Genomic DNA, 18,402 nt, shown 5'->3' with positions numbered 1-18,402 from the left:
ATATCGGTGCTGATCTTAAGCATCGATATATTTTGAGAGGAAAATAAAAAATGGGTTTGATCGCAACAGCAAAAGTAATCACCCGAGAAGCTGCATGGGCTGGGGATATTCAAACTGGACAGCATCAACTGGTGACCGATAAACCTGAATCCTTTGGTGGTGGTGACCTTGGTCCTGCACCGTACGATTTATTGTGTGCATCCCTTATTTCCTGCACCATGATTACCTTAAGAATGTATGCTGCACATAAGCAGATTACTTTAGGTGAGTTTAGTGTTGAAGCGGATTTTTGTGCCAACCGTGAAGGTGTTGAGTGGATTGAACGCCGCGTACATTTCCAAACAGCACTTGATGCTGAACTCGAGCAGAAAGTCCTCGCAATTTGTGAAAAAACCCCAGTGACTAAAACGTTATTGCGTAGTGTTGAGATTAAAACCACACTGATTTAAACAAAATCCATAATGAAAAACTTGTATTTGATGTGTAGCTTGGGATTTTAGATTCTATGTGTTTGTGATGCAGTTTTGATTTCTATGGCTGCACTTCAACAGACCAATTTTAAAATAAGAATAAAACCTGCCAGATAAAAATATTCCTTCATTCTACTGGAGTTCAATATATGCGTGTTCTACACCATTTAGAAAAATCTCGTTCCTTTCGGATTCTATGGGCGATGCAAGAATTGGGTTTGGATTATCAAATTAAGTTTTATCCACGCATGCCAAATTTATCCGCACCACCTGAGCTCAAGGCAATTCACCCTTTAGGCAAGGCACCGATCTTAACGGATGATGGGTTGGTCTTGGCAGAATCCGCAGCTATATTAGAATACTTGCAAGAACAGTATGATCGACATGATTATTTTGCGCCGAAGACTCAGCAATCGAAGCAGCAATATCGCTACTGGATGCATTATGCGGAAGGGTCTTTAATGCCACTATTGGTGATGCAATTGGTGATGACCAATGTGCCGCGCCATGTCCCTTGGATTATTAAACCTATAGCCAACCGAATCTGTGAAGGGGTGAAGAATAATTTTGTCCGTCCGCGGCTAAAAGATCATATTCAATTTATTGAAAATTATTTAGCTGAACATGAATATTTTGCTGGGCCATTTAGCTTTGCTGACATTCAAATGACCTTTCCTTTGCAGGCATTGATGTCAAGAACCTCTGGTAGTTACCCGCAAATACTGAATTTTATTCAACGTATGCAAAGCCGAGACGCTTTTGTTCGTGCTCACCAGCAGGAACAGGAGCTTGAACAAGGTTTTGCGTTGAAAGCAACACGACTTAACTGACGTGGTAGAGGCGTTCTTTTGGAAAGACCACTTTAAAAATTGAACCACGATTTTCTTTCGATTCAATTTCTAAGTAGGCTTGATGTTGCATTAATACATGTTTCACGATGGCTAAACCGAGGCCCGTACCACCCGTTTGGCGGCTTCGTGCGCTATCAACACGATAAAAACGTTCAGTCAGTCTTGGTAAATGTTTTGGATCAATACCGATACCCGTATCTTCAACGGTAAAATAACCATGTGTACCATCATCATGCCAGCCGATGGTGACTGTGCCGCCTTTAGGGGTGTATTTAATGGCATTGGTGATCAAGTTGCTAAATGCACTGGCCAATTCCGTGTCAGAACCGATTAAATCGCAGTGGCTATCAATTTCAAGATTTAGCGTATGGCCATAATCGACATTGTAAGCATGGGCATCGTCATATAATTGATTCATTAGGCTTGGCATTTCAATAATCTGATTTTTAGCAACTTTTTTGTCATTTTCTAAACGAGACAACAGTAATAAATCATTTACCAAGGCATTCATACGGCGCGTTTGTGATTGCATCTGATCAAATGCGCGTTTCCAGCGTGGATTAAGATCTTCTTGGTCGGTAAAGGTTTCAATATAACCACTGAGTACGGTTAGCGGTGTACGCAGTTCATGTGAAATATTATCGACAAAGTCTTTACGCATCTGTTCGAGATTGTGCATGCGGGTGACATCATAGGCCACCAACAATCGGCTTTCACGTCCAAAACGCGTGAGTTTGACTTGCACATAATGATCTTCTAAAACAGATGATTTCATTTTTAAACCATCAGGTGCGAGGTCAATATTGGTGAAATATTCGATAAAACTTGGCTGACGCAAAATACTTAGGATGTTACGGCCATGATCGAGCTGTTGAATACCGAGTAATTTTTCCGCAGCTGGATTCCACCATTCAATTTGGTGGAGTTCATCTATTAAAACCACGGCTTCCGCGAGCGCCACTAAAGATGATTGAGCACGATCAATTAAACCGACCATTTCAGCTTGAACAATCCGCTCTTGGCGCTGGGCACGGTACACATTAAACAGCAGCGCACCCCAAATTCCGTCGAGGTTGGGCGGAACATCATAGGGGCGGTTCGAAATCCACTCATTGACCAAGTACAAGGAACGGAGTTGTAAGGCAAAAAAGACCGCAAAGGCAATTAAAATGCAGATCCATAAATATCCAATCCCAAAGCCAATACAGGCAGCAATGAGCAGGAAAAACGCTAACAGTCTTAAATCCTGCTTGGCAAAGGTCCATAAACTGCTGTAGCGGAACCTTTTATGTTCACTGGCAAGTTCAGGGACGGGATACGGTTCGTACATAAAAAATTAAAGACCTAGAAAATTAACCCATCACAGCATCTGCACGGGTCGAGAAACGGTAGCCTGTACCTCGAACAGTTTGTACATAACGGTCGGCTTGGAAGGGTTCCAATACTTTACGTAAGCGACGAATATGCACATCAATGGTACGGTCTTCAATATACACGTTTCCGCCCCAAACTTGATCAAGTAATTGCGCGCGCGTATAGGCACGTTCAGGATGGGTCATGAAAAATGCCAGTAAACGGTATTCGGTTGGTCCCATTTCTAAAATGGTATCACCAAAGCTGACACGTTGGCTCACAGGATCAAGTACTAAACCATTGGCATCAATGGTTTTTTCTCCACCCAGTGCATTGGAGCGACGCAGCACGGCTTTAATGCGAGAAACCAATTCACGTGTAGAAAATGGTTTGGTCATGTAGTCGTCAGCACCCGCATCGAGACCTTGCACTTTATGGTCTTCTTCTCCACGAGCCGTCAACATAATGACAGGAATTTCAGAAAGGGTTTCATCACGTTTTAAGCGGCGGCAAAGGTCGACACCACTCACGCCACCCGGCATCATCCAATCGAGTAGAACCAATGCAGGGCGTTGGTCCACAATCATTTGATGTGCTTGTTTCGCATCTTCAGCTTGTTGGCATTGAAAACCTGCCATATCTAGCGAAGTGTGAATCATTTCCCGAATTGGGAGTTCGTCATCGACGATTAAAATATAGTCATCTTTCACAGCGCAATACCCTATTTCATGCAAACGGTGGACCGTTTTATATTTATGACAGGCTTATTACAAAGATTAATTATGACAGTATCATTGCAAAAAGAATCTTTCATCTGGCTTTAGAAAGAAATTGTGACAATTTAAAGCCTGAACATTTCGCAGCATCAGGCTTTGCTTCATTTTATTGTCATTTAAAATTTTAAAAAGAAAATTGTAATTGCCCCGTAATAAAGTCAAAAACTTTATTTTTTAGGCGTATTTTTCGATGGCTGTGCTGTTTTTTCAGAAAAGGATTCGAGTAAAGCCAAAAAGACCGCACTACATGATGATAGGACTTCTTTCATCGGTTGTTTGTATTCACTCATGACCCAACGAATCGCAATTTGCGTCACATAGCCATTTAAACCAGTCGCAATCATCGAAATTTCACGCTCAGAGCGGTCAATATTTGGCATCATGAGCATGACAAAAGCATGAATCATACGGTCAAAACGTGACATGGTTTCATGGATGGTGGCTTGATTATGTAGTTCTTGAACCAACATGGCATCAATATAAATAATCCGTGCCATACGCGGATTTTCTTTGAGTGTAATGAGTAATGCACTCAGACCTGCTTCAATCATTTTTTTTGGATCAGTCGACGCCTGCATAATGGCTTGCATAACGTTTTGTTGTAATTCATCAATCAGTTTTAAAAAAATGGTTTGAAACAGTTGTTCACTCTTTTTAAAAGATTCATAAAAATAGCGTTCAGTCAGTTTGGCTTCCTGACAAATATCTTTCACGGTGACAGAAAAAAATCCTTGGCTGCCGTAGGTTTCAATTCCGGCTTCAATCAGCTTTTCACGGCGCGCTTGTTTGCGTTCACTCAGCGAAAGCCCTTTAAATTGGCGCTCTTTCACATTTTTTGCCTGTTGTTGTTCTGTTTGGTTGTTTGCATCTGTCATGAAAATATACGCTGAAATGAGTCAGAATTTAGGGGTATTTTAGCAATAAAATTAGCTTAAACCTATGTTTAAGCCGAGGTCAATGTCACACATCGTACGTCCCAAGATGACATTGACAATATGTATTGTCAAAACTATATTAATGCCAAGCACTGCACATCATTACGTTTTTAACCACAGCAGTGGCGTAATGGGCAGCATAAAAGGAATAAGGAATCACAATGAAAAACTTCAAAAATAAAGTGGCTGCCATTACAGGTGCAGGTTCAGGTATCGGTCAACAGCTTGCTGTTTTATTGGCTAAACAAGGTTGTCATTTATCACTGAGTGATGTGAATGAACAGGGGCTTGCAGCCACGGTTGAATTGGTCAAAGCGCATAATGTACGTGTGACCACTCAAAAGCTTGACGTTGCAGATCTTGCAGCAATGAAAGCTTGGGCAGCAAAAACAGTTCAAGATCATGGCTCGGTCAATATGATTTTTAACAATGCGGGTGTAGCTTTAGGTTCCACCGTTGAAGGTGCAAGCTATGATGAGCTTGAATGGATTGTAAATATTAACTTCTGGGGTGTGGTGTACGGCACTAAAGAATTCCTACCGTATATTAAACAAAGCGGTGAAGGGCATATCATCAATATTTCGAGTCTATTTGGTTTAACAGCTCAGCCAACACAGTCTGCATATAATGCAACGAAATTTGCAGTACGTGGTTTTACCGAGTCACTACGCCAAGAATTAGATATTGAGAACTGCGGAGTGAGCGCACTGTGCGTACATCCGGGCGGTATTCGTACCAATATTGCCAATGCGGCCAAAATGAATGACAGCATGAAAAGTTTGGGCATGAATCCACAAAAATCTGCACAGTCATTTAATAAATTCCTGCGTTGCCCACCAGAAGAAGCTGCGCGTCAAATTATTGAGGCTGTGCAAAAAGACAAGCGTCGTTTACTCATTGGTAATGACGCAAAAGCGATAGATTTGATTCAACGTTTATTGCCAACGGGCTATCAAAAATTAACTGCGATGGCGACCAAATTTGGTCAATAATCGGTACAAAGCACAGTAAAAAGCCTACATTTGTAGGCTTTTTTTATGTCTGAATGAAAAGGAAAAGTGGCAAGGGTAAAGATGAATCTATTGCACTAAAAATGATATCAACAGTGAAATATTAGCTGAATTTAAATAAGCAAGTGTTAGAAATTCAACAGCATCAGCGTATTAAAAGCAACAGAATTTATTGAGTTTAATTAAATAAATATAACAAAAACAATAACTTAATTAATTGGCATGGATGTTGCTCTATTAAAGTGAATGAAAACACTCACCCTATGGAAATTTTTATGAGCATTTTATCGTATCTACCGCTTAATTCACTTCGTGTCGCGCAGCTGTGTTGTTGCATGATGACACCAGCGATGATGCGCGCTTAATTTCCGCCGTCTGTCTCAGCACAGCAGCAATACAAATTTGAATAAAGCTGAAGTGACTGAGGACATCTAATTTAAAACCCACGCAGTACATTCACTCCAGGCAATTGCTATGGGGGTGGGGCGCTTTGCGCTTTGGGAAATATAAAAGTGAATTGAGAGTATGAAAAGAACCACCTTAACGGTTGCTGTTGGACTGATTCTAGCAACCAGCAGCCAACTGAGCTTTGCCGCAGATAATGCGCTACAGCAAGAATTAAGTGTTTTAAAGCAACAAATAGAAAGCTTACAGCAACGCCTAAATACGGTTGAGTCCGCGTCACCGAAACAAAAGCACAGTGAAGTGAACACTGCGGATGCAACCCTGAGCGCGGATGTTGCAGGTGAGGAGCAAGCAGCGGAGGTGACCGCTGCAACTTCTGAAGATATTGATGGTTTACGTGCTGATATTGAAAATTATAAATATGATCAATCGCGTCAGTATGAACGTCAAACCACCAAATCAACGCGTGATACCAACTTGTATGGCACCGTGCAGTTACGTGCGAATGCCGTGGATGATACAGGTGTGATTGGTGCCACCAAATCAACCTTTGATATTGGGACGGCTTTGATTGGGGTGCGCGGTAATTTATTCCGTGACTATAACGAGGGCAAGAACCTCGATTACCAATTGTCTTTTGGTTATGGCAAACGTAATGATGGCACCAATAACAGTAACTTTAATCTGTTAGATGCTTTCGTGCGTTATAACGCCTTGGCCACCAATGCGGGGCCTGAAACGGCAAAACTGAACTTTACTTTAGGTCAACAACTATTGCCTTTTGGTCTGGATGTTCAATCACCTGAAGATTTACGACCGACGATTAGTACCGCTTCTGCATCCACTTATTTAGGTTTATTTAACCGTCAGAATGGGTTCATTGTTCGTGGTGATGTGAAACCGTTTGTTGATTATGGATCGAACTATCGTGCGCCTTTGTTCGAATATGCCTTGGGTGTGACCAACGGTAATGCTAGCAATAAAGCCGATGATAACAATGGCAAAGATTATATCGGGCGTGTTGCATTTACCTTGCCTGTGGACTACGCCAGCATTTTCCGTGAGCTGAAATTTGGTGCTTCGTACATCAAAGGTGAATCTAAGTTAAATACCGCGGGTATTAGCGACAACTCGGCAAAACGCGATCGTTTAGGCTTTGATTTGTATTACAACCACGCACCGTTTGGTGCCACCTATGAATACGTGCAAGGCAAGACCGATTATGTCGATGTCACAGCACGGGCTATTAAAGAAGCCAAAGCTGAAGGGCATACCTTTACTGCGTTCTATACCTTAGGCGATCAGTTTTATAACAGTATTAAATCGAATGCCAAATTTGATGACTTTTGGCCGAAGTCGGTGCAGGGCTATTACCGATTTGATCGCTTTAATCCAAATAAAAATCTTGCCAATTATTTAGATACAGCCAGTGGTCGTATTGGTGAATATGACATTCACTCATTGGGCTTAAACCTGTTTTTTGCGCAAACCACCAAATTCCAATTACAGCTGAATCACTATCTATTTGATGTGGAAACAGCGAATCAAAAAGACACCAACGAACTGCAAGCGCAGCTTCAATACACATTCTAATTCAATGATTTAAATATATAGGACGATTAAAAATGAACATTTTTTCAAAAAAAATTGCAGCAACTTTCTTGGCACTTTCTGCACTGGGTTTAAGTGTGCAATTACACGCGGCTAACCCGAAAGAAATCCGCATCTCAGTTTCAGCTGCAGGTGAAGGTGGTAAACCGAAAGTTGGCGGGAGCTTTGTTGCAACGGCACATTTACGTGGAGTGCTCGAGCAAGAATTTAAAAAAGATGGCATTAAAGTCAATTGGTTGTTTTTCCCTGGCGCTGGTCCAGCAACCAATGAAGCTTTAGCCAATGGTAAAGTCGATTTTGCTTTACATGGAGACTTACCATCATTGGTGGGCCGTTCAACAGGTTTAAAAACCAAAGTGCTGTTCTCCACTGGTCGTTTTGGCCCGACCTATGTGGTGGTACCAGCAGGTTCAAATGCCAAATCATTTGCGGATCTGAAAGGCAAAAAATTCTCGGTATTTAAAGGTACCAATGGCCAAATTGTATTTAACCGTGTATTGGCAAAATATGGCTTTACTGAGCGTGATTTACGCGTAATTTCACAAGATGCTTACTCTGCCCGTACTGCTTTAGCCACAGGTGATATTGATGCGACGATTACATCGCCATTTAGCTTACAAGCGCGTGGAGTCGCTAAAACTTTACTGGAAATCAAAGATCCAAAAGTTGCACCGATTGCACATTTTTGGGTAACCGAAAGTTTTGAAAAGCAATATCCAGACGTGGTTCAGCGTGTTGTCACCACCTTAATCAAACAAGCTCAATGGAGTTCACAAGAAGCCAATCGTAGTGCGCAATATAAATTATGGGCACAAAGCGGTATCCCATTGGTTGATTATCAAAAAACATGGGATGGCTGGAACTTAAAAGACCGTACCACGCCATTACTGGATGAATTCCATCGTTCGCAAATTGACAGTGCCTTAAAAATTGCCAAAGACGCGCGTTTAATTCGCCGTGATGTTGACACTAAAACATGGTACGAGCCGAAGTATCTGAACAATGCATTAAAAGAGTTAAATCTTGAAGGTTACTGGCGTCAATTTAACAGCCAAGGTCAGCCGAAGTAACGCAGACCATGAGCATGAACCCCATTGACAGTAATGTTGTTGCCAGCCCTTTAACCACCAAATTTATGAGCAGTTTCGTGCTGCTGACGATCTTGGCAGGGCTGGGCGTTGGTGTGGCACGCGTGTTGATTTCATTGTATGCCGTGCATTTAGAAGCCAGCGAATTGCAACTCGGATTGATTTCCGCAGCGCAAAACATCGGCATTTTACTGATGGCTTTACCGATTGGCGTGTTAGTCCAGCGTTTTGGTTCACTCAAAGTGTTTAGCTTAGGAAGTTTATTTGGCGCATTGCTTTATAGCTTAACCCCATTACACAGCAGTGCTTGGTATTTATTGGCGGTGACTGCGTTGGTGAGCTTTGTATTGCCCATGCGTTTCGTGTCCATCAATACCGTGTTTTTGAGCAATCTGAAACGTTTGGGTCCTGCACGCGCAGGTTGGTTTCGCGGTTCGCACATGATGGGTTTTTTTCTCATTGCACCCGCTTTAAGTGTGCTGTTGATTGAGCATTTTGGTTATGGCGGAAGTTTTTATGTGGTGTCGGCCTTGTTTTTAGCAACCTTAGTGTTTGCGCCTTGGTGCTTTCAACGTGGCCATCAAAATGCCAGCAACGCTTCGTCATTTCAATGGCGCGATGTGATTGCACCCTTGAGCTTGATCAAAACCCATACCTCACTGCGGGTGATCTGTACCTTGGAATTTTTAAGCAGTCTTGCAAATAACTATTTTGGCTTTTTTATTGTGGTGATTGCAATTCAAAGCTTTGCCTTATCCGAGCCAGTGGCGGTGATGCTATTAACCGTACAAGGCATCGTCTTTGTCGGTTCACTGTTTAGCATGGGCGGTTTGGCTGAGCTGATGGGCTACCAGAAATTTTATGTGATTGGGCTGAGCTTGATGGCAGCAGCATTACTGCTTTTAGCATTAACCCATACCACGCTGTTGATGTGGCCAGCATCGGTGATGTTGGGGTTGGGTTTAGGCATGTTGCACATTGCTAATTTTATGTCTTTTGCCCGTGTCGGTGAGCAAACCGCAATGGCAAAAATTTCACCAATTTTGGCTTTGGTCGGCCCATCTGGTGGCATGGTGGGTGGGGTGATTGGTGCTGTATTTGGTGCCAGTGTTGGACTACAAAATTTATTTTTCCCGATCGGACTGGCGTTTATTGGTCTGATTATTTTGATCAGCAGAGATCAGGCATTTATTCAATTTTTAAAACCTGATGTAACAGAACAAAGCGTAAAAGGACAAGAATTATGAGCCTAACGGATGTATCTGCACATTCGGTTCCCTTGCAAAGTGACCGAAGTGTTTTTGATTTTTTGAAGAGCTATTTAAAACTAACTTTGCAAGTGGCGTGTGGATTCCTGTTGCCGGTTCTTTTTCTCGGCCTATGGTATGTCGCAACTTTAAAGCAGTGGTTACCTGAACAAATTTTACCTGCGCCAAGTTTGGTATGGCAAAGCACTGCTGAGCTGTGGCAAAGCGGTGAGTTAGGCTTTCATTTTGCGGTCAGTGCCAAGCGTATTTTATGGAGCGTACTGATTGGTGCCAGTGTGGGTGTACTGCTTGGAACGGTGTTGGGATTGGCAAAACGCAGTCGAGATTATGTCTTTCCAACCGTCAATTTGATTGCACAATTTCCAATTGTCGGCTGGATTCCGCTACTGATGATTTTCTTGGGTATAGATGAAGCTTTAAAAATTGCAGCGATTTCTTTAGCGGTATTACCACCGCTGCTGATTGCAACTTATAAAGGTATTACTCAAGTGCCACATAGCTTGATGGAAGTGGCAGATGTATACCAATACAGCAACTGGCAGAAATTGAAAAATGTCATTCTGCCTGCGGCATTACCAAGTGTGATTAGTGGTTTACGTCAAGGCATTATGCAAGCGTGGTTGGCACTGGTGTTCGTCGAGTTATTAGCAAGTAGTGAAGGTATTGGCTACCTCATGGTTTGGGGACGTCAATTGATGCAGATGGATTTGATTTTCATGGCCATTATTTTGATCGGCATAACGGGCTATGTGTTGGATACGGTATTTGCTTGGCTCGAAAAAACCGCACGCTTTCATGCAACTCGAGTAGGAGTACAGCTATGAGTCATACTGTTTCTTTCAATCGAAATGCAGTGCGAATCCTGCAAAAAACGCTCAAAGCAGTGCTTTTACCAGTGGTTTTTATTGCGCTTTGGGCGGTGGCTTCACAGCAAAACTGGATTGATGCCAAATTGATTCCATCTCCCTTATTGGTGCTGCAAAAAGCCGTTGCGGTGTTACAACAGCCGAGCTTTATTGATGGCTTAACTGAAAGTTTAGCCCGTAACTTTATCGGCTATGGCATAGGGGCAGTGGCAGGCGTGTTATTCGGTATTTTAATTGCCAGCTCACGTCTATCGAATTGGTTAATGGCACCGAGTTTTCATGTACTACGTCAAATTTCATTATTTGCATGGCTGCCATTGATTTCGACCTTTTTAGGGCAAGGTCACGGCGCAAAAATTCTTTTTATTACTTTATCTGTGTTTTATCCAGTAGCACTACATACCTTCGAGGGCGTTAGCAGCATTTCACATAAATATCGCGAAGTTGCCGCAGTCTATCAATTTCCTCGACTGTTCGCGTTCCGTAAGTTGATTTTACCCGGTGCATCGGCACAGATATTTGTTGGCCTACAACTTGGGCTGATTTTCGCTTGGCTTGCCACCATTGGCTCTGAATTTTTACTGGCAAATTATGGCAATGGGTTGGGCAACATCGTGATTCAGGGGCGACAGGCATTTGATGTTGAACTGATTATTTTTGGCATGTTGTTGATTGGTGCGGTGGGCGTGTTGTTAAACAGCATTCTGACATGGATCGAACGCAAAGTTTTGGCGTGGCAGCAGGCGAGATAGGAGTACATAAAAATGAATAAATTTCCAAAATTATGGCGCAATCTTTTACTTGGCACATTAATCGGTAGCACTGTCATGGTGGGTTGTAGCAGCCCACATGTTGAACAGTATGCAGCAGTGCATGAATTACGTTATCAAAGCTATCCAGGCCTCGTATCCTTACCTGAATTGGCACAAGATTTAGGGTATCTCGGCGATATTAAATTAAGTTACGTCGGTTCAGTTCAAGGTGGTCCGCAAGATTTATTGACCTTGGTTGCAGGGGATGTGGATTTTGCCGGAGCGTTTAATGGTGCTGTGGTGAAAGTGATTGCTGCAGGTCTGGATGTTGTACCGGTCGTGGCATCCTACGGCAGCGATGCCGAGCAAAATGTCGGATTTTATGTATTGGAAAATAGTCCGATTCGTAGTGCTCGTGATTTTATCGGTAAAAAAGTTGCGGTAAATGCCTATGGTGCGCATTACGACTTTGTAGTGAAAGACTATTTGGCACGACATGGGCTAACTGAACAAGAAATTCGTCAAGTCGAACTGATTATGTTACCGCCTGTGAGCTCTGAACAAGCGCTGCGTAACGGGCAAATTGATATTGCCGTATTCTCCGGCATCTTAGAAAAACGTGCTTTAAAGACAGGTGGGGTCCGCAGTATTTTTAAAGACATTGATCTGTATGGGCCATTTACCGCAGGCAGTTATTCAATGCGTGGCGACTTTATTCAGCAAAACCCTGAAGTCGCACGAACGTTTGTGAGTGGTGTTGCTCAAGCCCAAGAATGGCTGCATCGTACGCCGAAGCAACAAATCATTGCTCGTATGGAAAACATTATTGAAAAGCGCCAACGCAATGAAAATACCGTATTGGTCCCTTATTACACTGGAACTGGGGTGCATGAAATCGGGGGGGTGCAAAAAGATCAGGACTTCGCACCCTGGGTCAAAGCCTTAGAACAAGAACATAAATTAAAACCAAATCAAATTGATGTGAGTCGCATCTATAGCAATGAATTTAATCCCTATGCGACCACACAGCAATTAAAAGGAATATAAGCATGAGCAGTGCATTACATTTAGATCATGTGCGTAAGGTATTTCCTGCACAAAACCATAGCAGCAGTAAAAACTATAAACCTGAATTTATCGCCGTGGAAAATGTCACCTTAGATATTCGCCAAGGTGAATTTGTGTCTATAGTCGGGCCAAGTGGCTGTGGTAAATCGACGCTACTGGACTTGATTGCAGGCTTGACTAAGCCATCATCTGGGCAAATTTTACTCAGTGGTAAGCAAATCACTCAGCCCGGTTTAGACCGTGGCATTGTGTTTCAACAATATGCACTCTATCCGTGGTTGAACGCATTAGAAAATATTGAATTTGGTTTAGAAGCCAAAGGCGTGGCTAAAAAAGAGCGCCGTGAAAAGGCCGAGTATTATCTCAAATTAGTTGGTTTGAGCGGCTTTGAAAAGCATTATCCCAATGAACTTTCGGGAGGGATGAAACAGCGTGTTGCGATTGCCCGCAGTTTGGCCTATGAACCGGAAATTTTATTGATGGATGAGCCTTTTGCTGCGTTAGATGCACAGACCCGTGAAACCTTACAAGGTGAACTGATCAATATTTGGAAAAGCTCGAAAAAGACCATTGTCTTTATTACCCACAGTATTGATGAAGCGATTTATCTGAGTCAGCGTGTGGCGATTATGACCTCAAGGCCGGGTCGGATTAAAGAAGTGATTGAAATCCCACAAAGCTTACGTAGTGCAAGTGAAGATGTACGTTCACTGCCTGAATACGGCAGAATCCGCCACAAAATTTGGTCATTGCTCAGTGAAGAAGTCATCAAAGCGCAAGCGCTCGAAAAAGATAAACAGCTTGCCCATAACTAAAATATTCAGAGGATTCACTCATGTCATCAACAAAACAAGCGATCAGTTATTCGCAAAGTTATAGTCCTATAAAACCGCGATTCCAATTTACTTGGCTCAATACTGTGTTTAAGCGCACAATTGCCATTGTGGTATTTTTTCTGCTTTGGGAGGTTTTGCCACGTAGCGGAATTGTTAACCCAGCCTTTTTACCGCCTTTGTCTGTCGTTCTTGAAACCACTTGGCAGCTTTATCAAAGCGGTCAATTGGGTATACATTTCTTTGCCAGTATTCAGCGTTCGATTATTGGCTTTTTGTTGGCCTTAGCCATTGCTATTCCATTGGGGCTAGTAATTGGTTGGTATAAATTGGTTGCAGAAACCCTAAACCCTTTGTTAGAACTGTTCCGAAATACCACGGCTTTGGCATTAATGCCTTTGTTTATTTTATTTCTTGGCATTGGTGAAACTTCTAAAATTAGCCTGTTGGTCTATGCTTGCACGTGGCCCATTTTATTGAACACCATTACTGGCGTACAAACCGTTGATCCTTTATTGATTAAATCTGCACGTACCATGGGGTTGAAACCTTATCAGTTGTTCCGAAAAGTCATTTTACCGGCATCTGTACCCACGATTTTTGTCGGTATCCGTTTGGCCGGGGCGATCTCTATTTTGGCATTGGTGGCGGTTGAAATGTTTGGTGCCAAAGCCGGTTTGGGCTATTTGATTATTTACTCGCAATTTAGCTTTGAAATACCACAGATGTTCGTGGGTATTTTGGTCATTACTTTAGTGGGTTTAGCCTTTAACTATTTGCTTATTGGCCTGGAAAAATATTTTACGGCATGGAAGCGTAATCCGGTGGAATAAATCAAATAAAAATAATTATTTAAATAAAAAACCTCGATATTTATCGAGGTTTTTTATATGTTAAATATTTATTCTGAATAACAAGACTGTTATTTAATAATTATTTTTGATTATTAATAATGGTTGTCTGAACGATTATTATCTTTGAATTAAATAGGGCCTATTTATAACAAACCATATTTAATTAAACGTGTGCGTATCACATTACGGGTCACACCGAGCAAACGAGCAGTATGCACTTGATTGTATTGGCAGTGTTGATAAGCACTGCGGATAAATTTCTCCTCAATCAGTTCATTAATATTGTCTTGCTTGAGCTGATCGGCAGCTTGGAAAATCTGTAAAAAAGTCTGTTCTAAAAGCTGTCCCGCATCCTGAATATTTTGAATATTTTGAATATTGCTCAGTGCTGAAGTGGCCTTATGTATATTAAACGGTTCTATTCGAGAAGCATATGACGCAGTTTGGATACTGGAAAAGCTAATATCTTCAGGTTCAATCACACCATTTTGACTGACTAAAATCGCATGCTGAATCGTATTTTCCAACTCACGAATATTACCCGGCCAGCTATGTAAGCTGAGCTTTTTGAGTGCCAATTGACTCAAGCGCAAAGGCGTCTCATGGGGATTGGTTTGATAGACTTGTATGAAGTGTTTGACTAAGGGCAGAATGTCAGCACGCCGTTCTGCTAAACGTGGTATACGGAGTAATGCGACATGCAAACGATAGAATAAATCTTCCCTGAAACGTCCGTCCTGTACGGCATGCTCTAAATCTACATTGGTCGCTGCGATAATTCGGACATTGATCGGAATGGGTTTGAGTGAACCGACACGCACGATCTCACGTTCTTGTAAAACGCGCAGCAATTTAACCTGCATAGACAAAGATAAATCACCAATTTCATCTAAAAACAGTGTGCCATTGTGTGCTGCTTCAAACCATCCGACACGACTATTAATGGCACCGGTAAAAGCCCCTTTTTCATGACCGAATAATTCACTTTCAACTAGAGATTCGGTAAAGGCACCACAGTTTACGGCAATGAAAGGCCCTTTGGCGCGATGGCTCAATTGATGGATTTGCCGTGCGACCAATTCTTTTCCCGTACCTGTATCACCAATGATTAATGCATTGGCATCGCTTGGTGCAATTTGTTCAATTCGCGATAACAACGCTTGCGATAAAGGATCTGCAAAAACTGTTGCTGTCGCCCGTTTATGCTTGAGTGCAGACGGCACTGAAGGGTGGGTCAGAATAGACATGTAGATTCTTATAGTTGTTGAAAATGTTGATCATGATGAAAGATTTAAAAATAAAAGATAAATAATAAATCGATATTTAAATATCAGTTTCAAGCATAAATTCTACTTGGGATTATTTATCTGTTTTTGAGATAAATAAAATCGGGATAACTAAAGGATAAATCGAGATATAGTAAGTGATTGAAGTGTTCTATATTAAAGATCTCTAAATAACAAAAGGCATAATTAAAATGGCGATTACTTCAGTAAATGTGCGTAACCAATTTAAAGGCGTGATTAATGAAATCGTAGAAGGACCAGTGGTTTCTGAAATTGATGTAGAAACCAAGGCAGGTTTTTTTACATCCGTGATTACCACACGATCAGTCAAAGATCTGGATTTAAAAGTGGGTTCAGAAGTGGTGGTGTTAATTAAATCTACGGAAGTGTCGTTGGCTAAACTTTAAGCTGAGTCAGTAGTCTATTCAAAAATGAATTGAGAATAATGATATGAGCGTAGAACAAACCGGTTCGGTTTCTATTCAGCAGCTGAGTAAACATTATCCCACACAAAAGAATGAAGATTTGACGGTACTTGAAGATATTAATCTAGAGATTAAGCCGGGTGAATTTATTAGTATTGTGGGCAGCAGTGGCTGTGGTAAATCAACATTATTGCGTTTATTGGTGGGTTTGGAGCGTCAGTTTCAGGGCCAAATTTTAGTTGATGGTGAAGCGATTCAGGGAACCAGTCTCGAACGTGGTATTGTGTTTCAAGACCATCGACTGTTTCCTTGGTTAACAGTGCGTGAAAATGTACGGATTGCGCTGCACAAAAGCCAGTTTAGTCGTGCGGAAGAAGATCAATTAATTGATGAACATCTAGAACTTGTAAAACTCACCAAGTTTAAAGATGCTTATCCCTCGCAGCTGTCAGGCGGGATGAATCAGCGGGTTGCGATTGCCCGCAGTTTGGTGAATCGACCACAGATTTTATTACTAGACGAACCTTTCGGTGCCCTTGATGCATTGACACGTCAAAATTTGCAAGATGAGTTACAGCGGATTTGGCAAAGTGAAAAAATCACCATGATTATCGTCACCCATGATGTGGAAGAGGCGGTATTTTTAGGTGATCGCGTGGTGGTGATGCAGCCGCATCCAGGGCGGATTAAGCGGATCGTCGATATCCAGTTACCGCATCCGCGTAAACGTGAAGATATTCGCTTAACCAACATTAAAAATGACATTTTGACCGATTTTAGTGATCCAGTTAAAGACCAATTAATTCAGCCCTTATCTGCGAGTTTCGCAGATTATAAATTTGCTTGGTAACTTAAAACACATATATATAGCCCTGATTACAGGGCTTTTTTGTAGCTGGTAAATGCCTTTTCAGATTAATCCGTGATACGTATTCCAAATCATTCATCATAAAAAATGCCCCATTTGGGGCACCTTGTGTCGTCATTGCAGGTACTTAGGATGCTTGCGAGGTATGACGTTTTTCTAAGAGATATTGGTTTTCAGGGCGTTTTAATCCGAGATTTTCACGTAAAGTTTTACCTTCGTATGTGGTACGGAACAGACCACGACGTTGTAGTTCTGGCACCACTAAATCGACAAAGTCATCTAAGCTTGCAGGTGTAGTTGGCGGTAGGATATTAAAGCCATCCGCCGCCTCATTTTCAAACCAAGCTTGTAGTTGATCGACAATTTGTTCAGGTGTACCAATGAGCGTCCAATGACCACGAGCACTTGCAACCCATTGATAGAGCTGACGAATACTAAAATTGTTTTCACGCGCAATCTCTAAGATGAGTTGCTGGCGACTGGCGCCGTTTTCCATTTGACCAATATGTTCCGGTAGGGGTTGGTCTAAATCAAATTGGGATAAATCTTCGGTAAATCCGCCCAGTTGTTTTAACAGGGTAAGTCCCAAGGTTGGATGGATATAACTGTTTAGCTCGTCATACTTTGCGCGCGCTTCAGCTTCGGTTTTGCCCACAAAAACCGAAACACCAGGCATAATTTTTAAATCATCTGGATGGCGGCCAAATTTAGCTAAACGTGATTTCACATCACGGTAAAAGTCTTGTGCATCTTCAATTTTTTGTTGTGCGGTGAAGATGACTTCGGCATATTTTGCAGCCAACTCACGACCGTCATGTGATTGACCTGCTTGTACAATGACAGGATAGCCTTGTGGAGGACGAGCAATATTTAAAGCGCCATGTACAGAAATATGCTTACCTTTAAAACGTGGTGGATGCAATTTTTCGCCAGTGAAGAATTGTCCAGTCTGCTTGTTGTATTCAAAGGCATCATCCTCCCATGAATCCCAAAGCTTTTGAGTCACTTCAATAAATTCATCTGCACGTTCATAGCGCTCTTTAGGAAGTAATGCATCATTGATGCCGTAGTTTTTCGCGACTACGCTGCCTGAAGTCGTGACCACATTCCATGCAGCGCGACCCTCAGATAAATGGTCTAAAGAAGCAAATTTACGCGCAAGGTTATACGGTGCTTCATAGGTGGTCGAAGCGGTTGCAATAAAGCCAATATGCTCAGTTACTGCGGCAAGTGCTGAAAATAAGGATACGGGTTCCAATCCTGCTGAAAAAGTACCATTGAGTCCTAAATCCGGCGTGGTGTCTGGGTCAACGGTGACCGGAACATCAGCAAGAAAATAGGCATCAAATAAGCCGCGTTCAGCAGTTTTAGCCAACTCGGTAAAGTATTTTAAATTATGACTGTCTTGTGGACGTGCTGCTGGATGGCGCCATCCGGCAACATGTTGTGAAGTTCCTGGTACGAAAGCCCCTAAGCGAATTTGACGTTTTGACATGAATTAACCTGAGTATATGTTTTAATCCATAGAGTTATTACAAATGTCGTGCCAATTAAATAATATAACAAAAACAGTTGCTTATAATTTTATTGAAATTAAAGTGTTGATATTTAAACAATAGATAATTTTGAGTGTTGCAGAGAGTTCATCAAAAATATTGCAGTACTTATCTGTTTATATTTAAA

The 18,402-nt window shown here is 41.9% G+C and carries 18 protein-coding genes; 13 read left to right on the top strand and 5 right to left on the bottom strand.

The genetic code is table 11. The features are described from left to right. Positions 1-50: 50 nt before the first annotated feature. Entirely contained in the window at positions 51-449 is a 399-nt protein-coding gene (locus B9T33_RS09570) for an OsmC family protein (protein WP_086178693.1), read from the top strand. A 170-nt stretch (positions 450-619) separates the two neighbouring features. Then, positions 620-1,300, top strand: coding sequence for a glutathione S-transferase family protein (locus B9T33_RS09565; RefSeq protein WP_086178692.1), 681 nt, complete (start codon positions 620-622; stop codon positions 1,298-1,300). Here the strand turns inward: B9T33_RS09565 and phoR are convergent. The 3 genes from phoR to B9T33_RS09550 all read right to left on the bottom strand — a co-directional run bounded on the left by phoR (position 1,293) and on the right by B9T33_RS09550 (position 4,325). Next, entirely contained in the window at positions 1,293-2,651 is a 1,359-nt protein-coding gene (gene phoR / locus B9T33_RS09560) for a phosphate regulon sensor histidine kinase PhoR (protein WP_086178691.1), read from the bottom strand. The genes B9T33_RS09565 and phoR overlap by 8 nt on opposite strands. A gap of 22 nt (positions 2,652-2,673) precedes the next feature. Then, positions 2,674-3,384, bottom strand: a complete 711-nt coding sequence (gene phoB, locus B9T33_RS09555; protein ID WP_086178690.1) for a phosphate regulon transcriptional regulator PhoB — start codon at positions 3,382-3,384, stop codon at positions 2,674-2,676. A 233-nt stretch (positions 3,385-3,617) separates the two neighbouring features. After that, positions 3,618-4,325, bottom strand: a complete 708-nt coding sequence (locus B9T33_RS09550) for a TetR/AcrR family transcriptional regulator (RefSeq protein ID WP_086178689.1) — start codon at positions 4,323-4,325, stop codon at positions 3,618-3,620. A 221-nt stretch (positions 4,326-4,546) separates the two neighbouring features. Here B9T33_RS09550 and B9T33_RS09545 point away from each other — a divergent pair, with 221 nt between their 5' ends. The 9 genes from B9T33_RS09545 (at position 4,547) to B9T33_RS09505 (ending at position 14,119) form a co-directional block, all read left to right on the top strand. Then, positions 4,547-5,377: an SDR family NAD(P)-dependent oxidoreductase gene (locus B9T33_RS09545; RefSeq protein ID WP_086178688.1), complete on the top strand. Its 831-nt coding sequence runs from the start codon at positions 4,547-4,549 to the stop codon at positions 5,375-5,377. A 543-nt stretch (positions 5,378-5,920) separates the two neighbouring features. Next, complete coding sequence (locus B9T33_RS09540; protein WP_086178687.1) at positions 5,921-7,393, top strand: DUF3138 domain-containing protein; 1,473 nt, start codon at positions 5,921-5,923, stop codon at positions 7,391-7,393. A 32-nt stretch (positions 7,394-7,425) separates the two neighbouring features. Next, positions 7,426-8,481, top strand: coding sequence for an ABC transporter substrate-binding protein (locus B9T33_RS09535; RefSeq protein ID WP_086178686.1), 1,056 nt, complete (start codon positions 7,426-7,428; stop codon positions 8,479-8,481). An 8-nt stretch (positions 8,482-8,489) separates the two neighbouring features. Further along, positions 8,490-9,746, top strand: a complete 1,257-nt coding sequence (locus B9T33_RS09530; protein WP_086178685.1) for an MFS transporter — start codon at positions 8,490-8,492, stop codon at positions 9,744-9,746. After that, a complete protein-coding gene (locus tag B9T33_RS09525; protein ID WP_086178684.1) occupies positions 9,743-10,591 on the top strand; it encodes an ABC transporter permease in 849 nt (282 codons plus the stop codon). The genes B9T33_RS09530 and B9T33_RS09525 overlap by 4 nt, the downstream gene beginning before the upstream one ends. Continuing rightward, a complete protein-coding gene (locus B9T33_RS09520; protein ID WP_086178683.1) occupies positions 10,588-11,385 on the top strand; it encodes an ABC transporter permease in 798 nt (265 codons plus the stop codon). The genes B9T33_RS09525 and B9T33_RS09520 overlap by 4 nt, the downstream gene beginning before the upstream one ends. A gap of 12 nt (positions 11,386-11,397) precedes the next feature. Then, positions 11,398-12,432 (top strand): ABC transporter substrate-binding protein, encoded by a 1,035-nt coding sequence (locus tag B9T33_RS09515; protein ID WP_086178682.1) that lies wholly within the window; start codon positions 11,398-11,400, stop codon positions 12,430-12,432. A gap of 2 nt (positions 12,433-12,434) precedes the next feature. Then, positions 12,435-13,268: an ABC transporter ATP-binding protein gene (locus tag B9T33_RS09510; RefSeq protein ID WP_067765483.1), complete on the top strand. Its 834-nt coding sequence runs from the start codon at positions 12,435-12,437 to the stop codon at positions 13,266-13,268. Positions 13,269-13,288: 20 nt separating this feature from the next. Beyond that, a complete protein-coding gene (locus tag B9T33_RS09505; RefSeq protein WP_086178681.1) occupies positions 13,289-14,119 on the top strand; it encodes an ABC transporter permease in 831 nt (276 codons plus the stop codon). A 164-nt stretch (positions 14,120-14,283) separates the two neighbouring features. On the opposite strand, the gene B9T33_RS09500 is transcribed toward B9T33_RS09505, so the two are convergent. After that, positions 14,284-15,387: a sigma-54 interaction domain-containing protein gene (locus B9T33_RS09500; protein WP_086178680.1), complete on the bottom strand. Its 1,104-nt coding sequence runs from the start codon at positions 15,385-15,387 to the stop codon at positions 14,284-14,286. A gap of 230 nt (positions 15,388-15,617) precedes the next feature. Here B9T33_RS09500 and B9T33_RS09495 point away from each other — a divergent pair, with 230 nt between their 5' ends. Further along, positions 15,618-15,833 (top strand): TOBE domain-containing protein, encoded by a 216-nt coding sequence (locus B9T33_RS09495; RefSeq protein WP_067765474.1) that lies wholly within the window; start codon positions 15,618-15,620, stop codon positions 15,831-15,833. Positions 15,834-15,876: 43 nt separating this feature from the next. Beyond that, complete coding sequence (locus B9T33_RS09490) at positions 15,877-16,701, top strand: ABC transporter ATP-binding protein (RefSeq protein WP_086178679.1); 825 nt, start codon at positions 15,877-15,879, stop codon at positions 16,699-16,701. A 145-nt stretch (positions 16,702-16,846) separates the two neighbouring features. Here the strand turns inward: B9T33_RS09490 and B9T33_RS09485 are convergent, their stop codons facing one another. Next, a complete protein-coding gene (locus tag B9T33_RS09485) occupies positions 16,847-18,214 on the bottom strand; it encodes an LLM class flavin-dependent oxidoreductase (protein WP_086178678.1) in 1,368 nt (455 codons plus the stop codon). Between the last annotated feature and the right edge of the window lie 188 nt (positions 18,215-18,402).

The organism is Acinetobacter sp. ANC 5054 (assembly GCF_002135295.1).
GTDB lineage: Bacteria > Pseudomonadota > Gammaproteobacteria > Pseudomonadales > Moraxellaceae > Acinetobacter.
This window is presented reverse-complemented; position numbering and strand designations above follow the sequence as displayed.

Bases quoted from the DNA above. Each gene is read 5' to 3' on its own strand.
- B9T33_RS09510 (WP_067765483.1), top strand. From the start codon at position 12,435: ATGAGCAGTGCATTACATTTAGATCATGTGCGTAAGGTATTTCCTGCA.
- B9T33_RS09525 (WP_086178684.1), top strand. From the start codon at position 9,743: ATGAGCCTAACGGATGTATCTGCACATTCGGTTCCCTTGCAAAGTGAC.
- B9T33_RS09550 (WP_086178689.1), bottom strand. From the start codon at position 4,325: ATGACAGATGCAAACAACCAAACAGAACAACAACAGGCAAAAAATGTG.
- B9T33_RS09570 (WP_086178693.1), top strand. From the start codon at position 51: ATGGGTTTGATCGCAACAGCAAAAGTAATCACCCGAGAAGCTGCATGG.
- B9T33_RS09490 (WP_086178679.1), top strand. From the start codon at position 15,877: ATGAGCGTAGAACAAACCGGTTCGGTTTCTATTCAGCAGCTGAGTAAA.
- B9T33_RS09545 (WP_086178688.1), top strand. From the start codon at position 4,547: ATGAAAAACTTCAAAAATAAAGTGGCTGCCATTACAGGTGCAGGTTCA.
- phoR (WP_086178691.1), bottom strand. From the start codon at position 2,651: ATGTACGAACCGTATCCCGTCCCTGAACTTGCCAGTGAACATAAAAGG.
- B9T33_RS09535 (WP_086178686.1), top strand. From the start codon at position 7,426: ATGAACATTTTTTCAAAAAAAATTGCAGCAACTTTCTTGGCACTTTCT.
- B9T33_RS09500 (WP_086178680.1), bottom strand. From the start codon at position 15,387: ATGTCTATTCTGACCCACCCTTCAGTGCCGTCTGCACTCAAGCATAAA.
- B9T33_RS09565 (WP_086178692.1), top strand. From the start codon at position 620: ATGCGTGTTCTACACCATTTAGAAAAATCTCGTTCCTTTCGGATTCTA.
- B9T33_RS09540 (WP_086178687.1), top strand. From the start codon at position 5,921: ATGAAAAGAACCACCTTAACGGTTGCTGTTGGACTGATTCTAGCAACC.
- B9T33_RS09515 (WP_086178682.1), top strand. From the start codon at position 11,398: ATGAATAAATTTCCAAAATTATGGCGCAATCTTTTACTTGGCACATTA.
- B9T33_RS09530 (WP_086178685.1), top strand. From the start codon at position 8,490: ATGAGCATGAACCCCATTGACAGTAATGTTGTTGCCAGCCCTTTAACC.
- B9T33_RS09495 (WP_067765474.1), top strand. From the start codon at position 15,618: ATGGCGATTACTTCAGTAAATGTGCGTAACCAATTTAAAGGCGTGATT.
- B9T33_RS09505 (WP_086178681.1), top strand. From the start codon at position 13,289: ATGTCATCAACAAAACAAGCGATCAGTTATTCGCAAAGTTATAGTCCT.
- B9T33_RS09485 (WP_086178678.1), bottom strand. From the start codon at position 18,214: ATGTCAAAACGTCAAATTCGCTTAGGGGCTTTCGTACCAGGAACTTCA.
- B9T33_RS09520 (WP_086178683.1), top strand. From the start codon at position 10,588: ATGAGTCATACTGTTTCTTTCAATCGAAATGCAGTGCGAATCCTGCAA.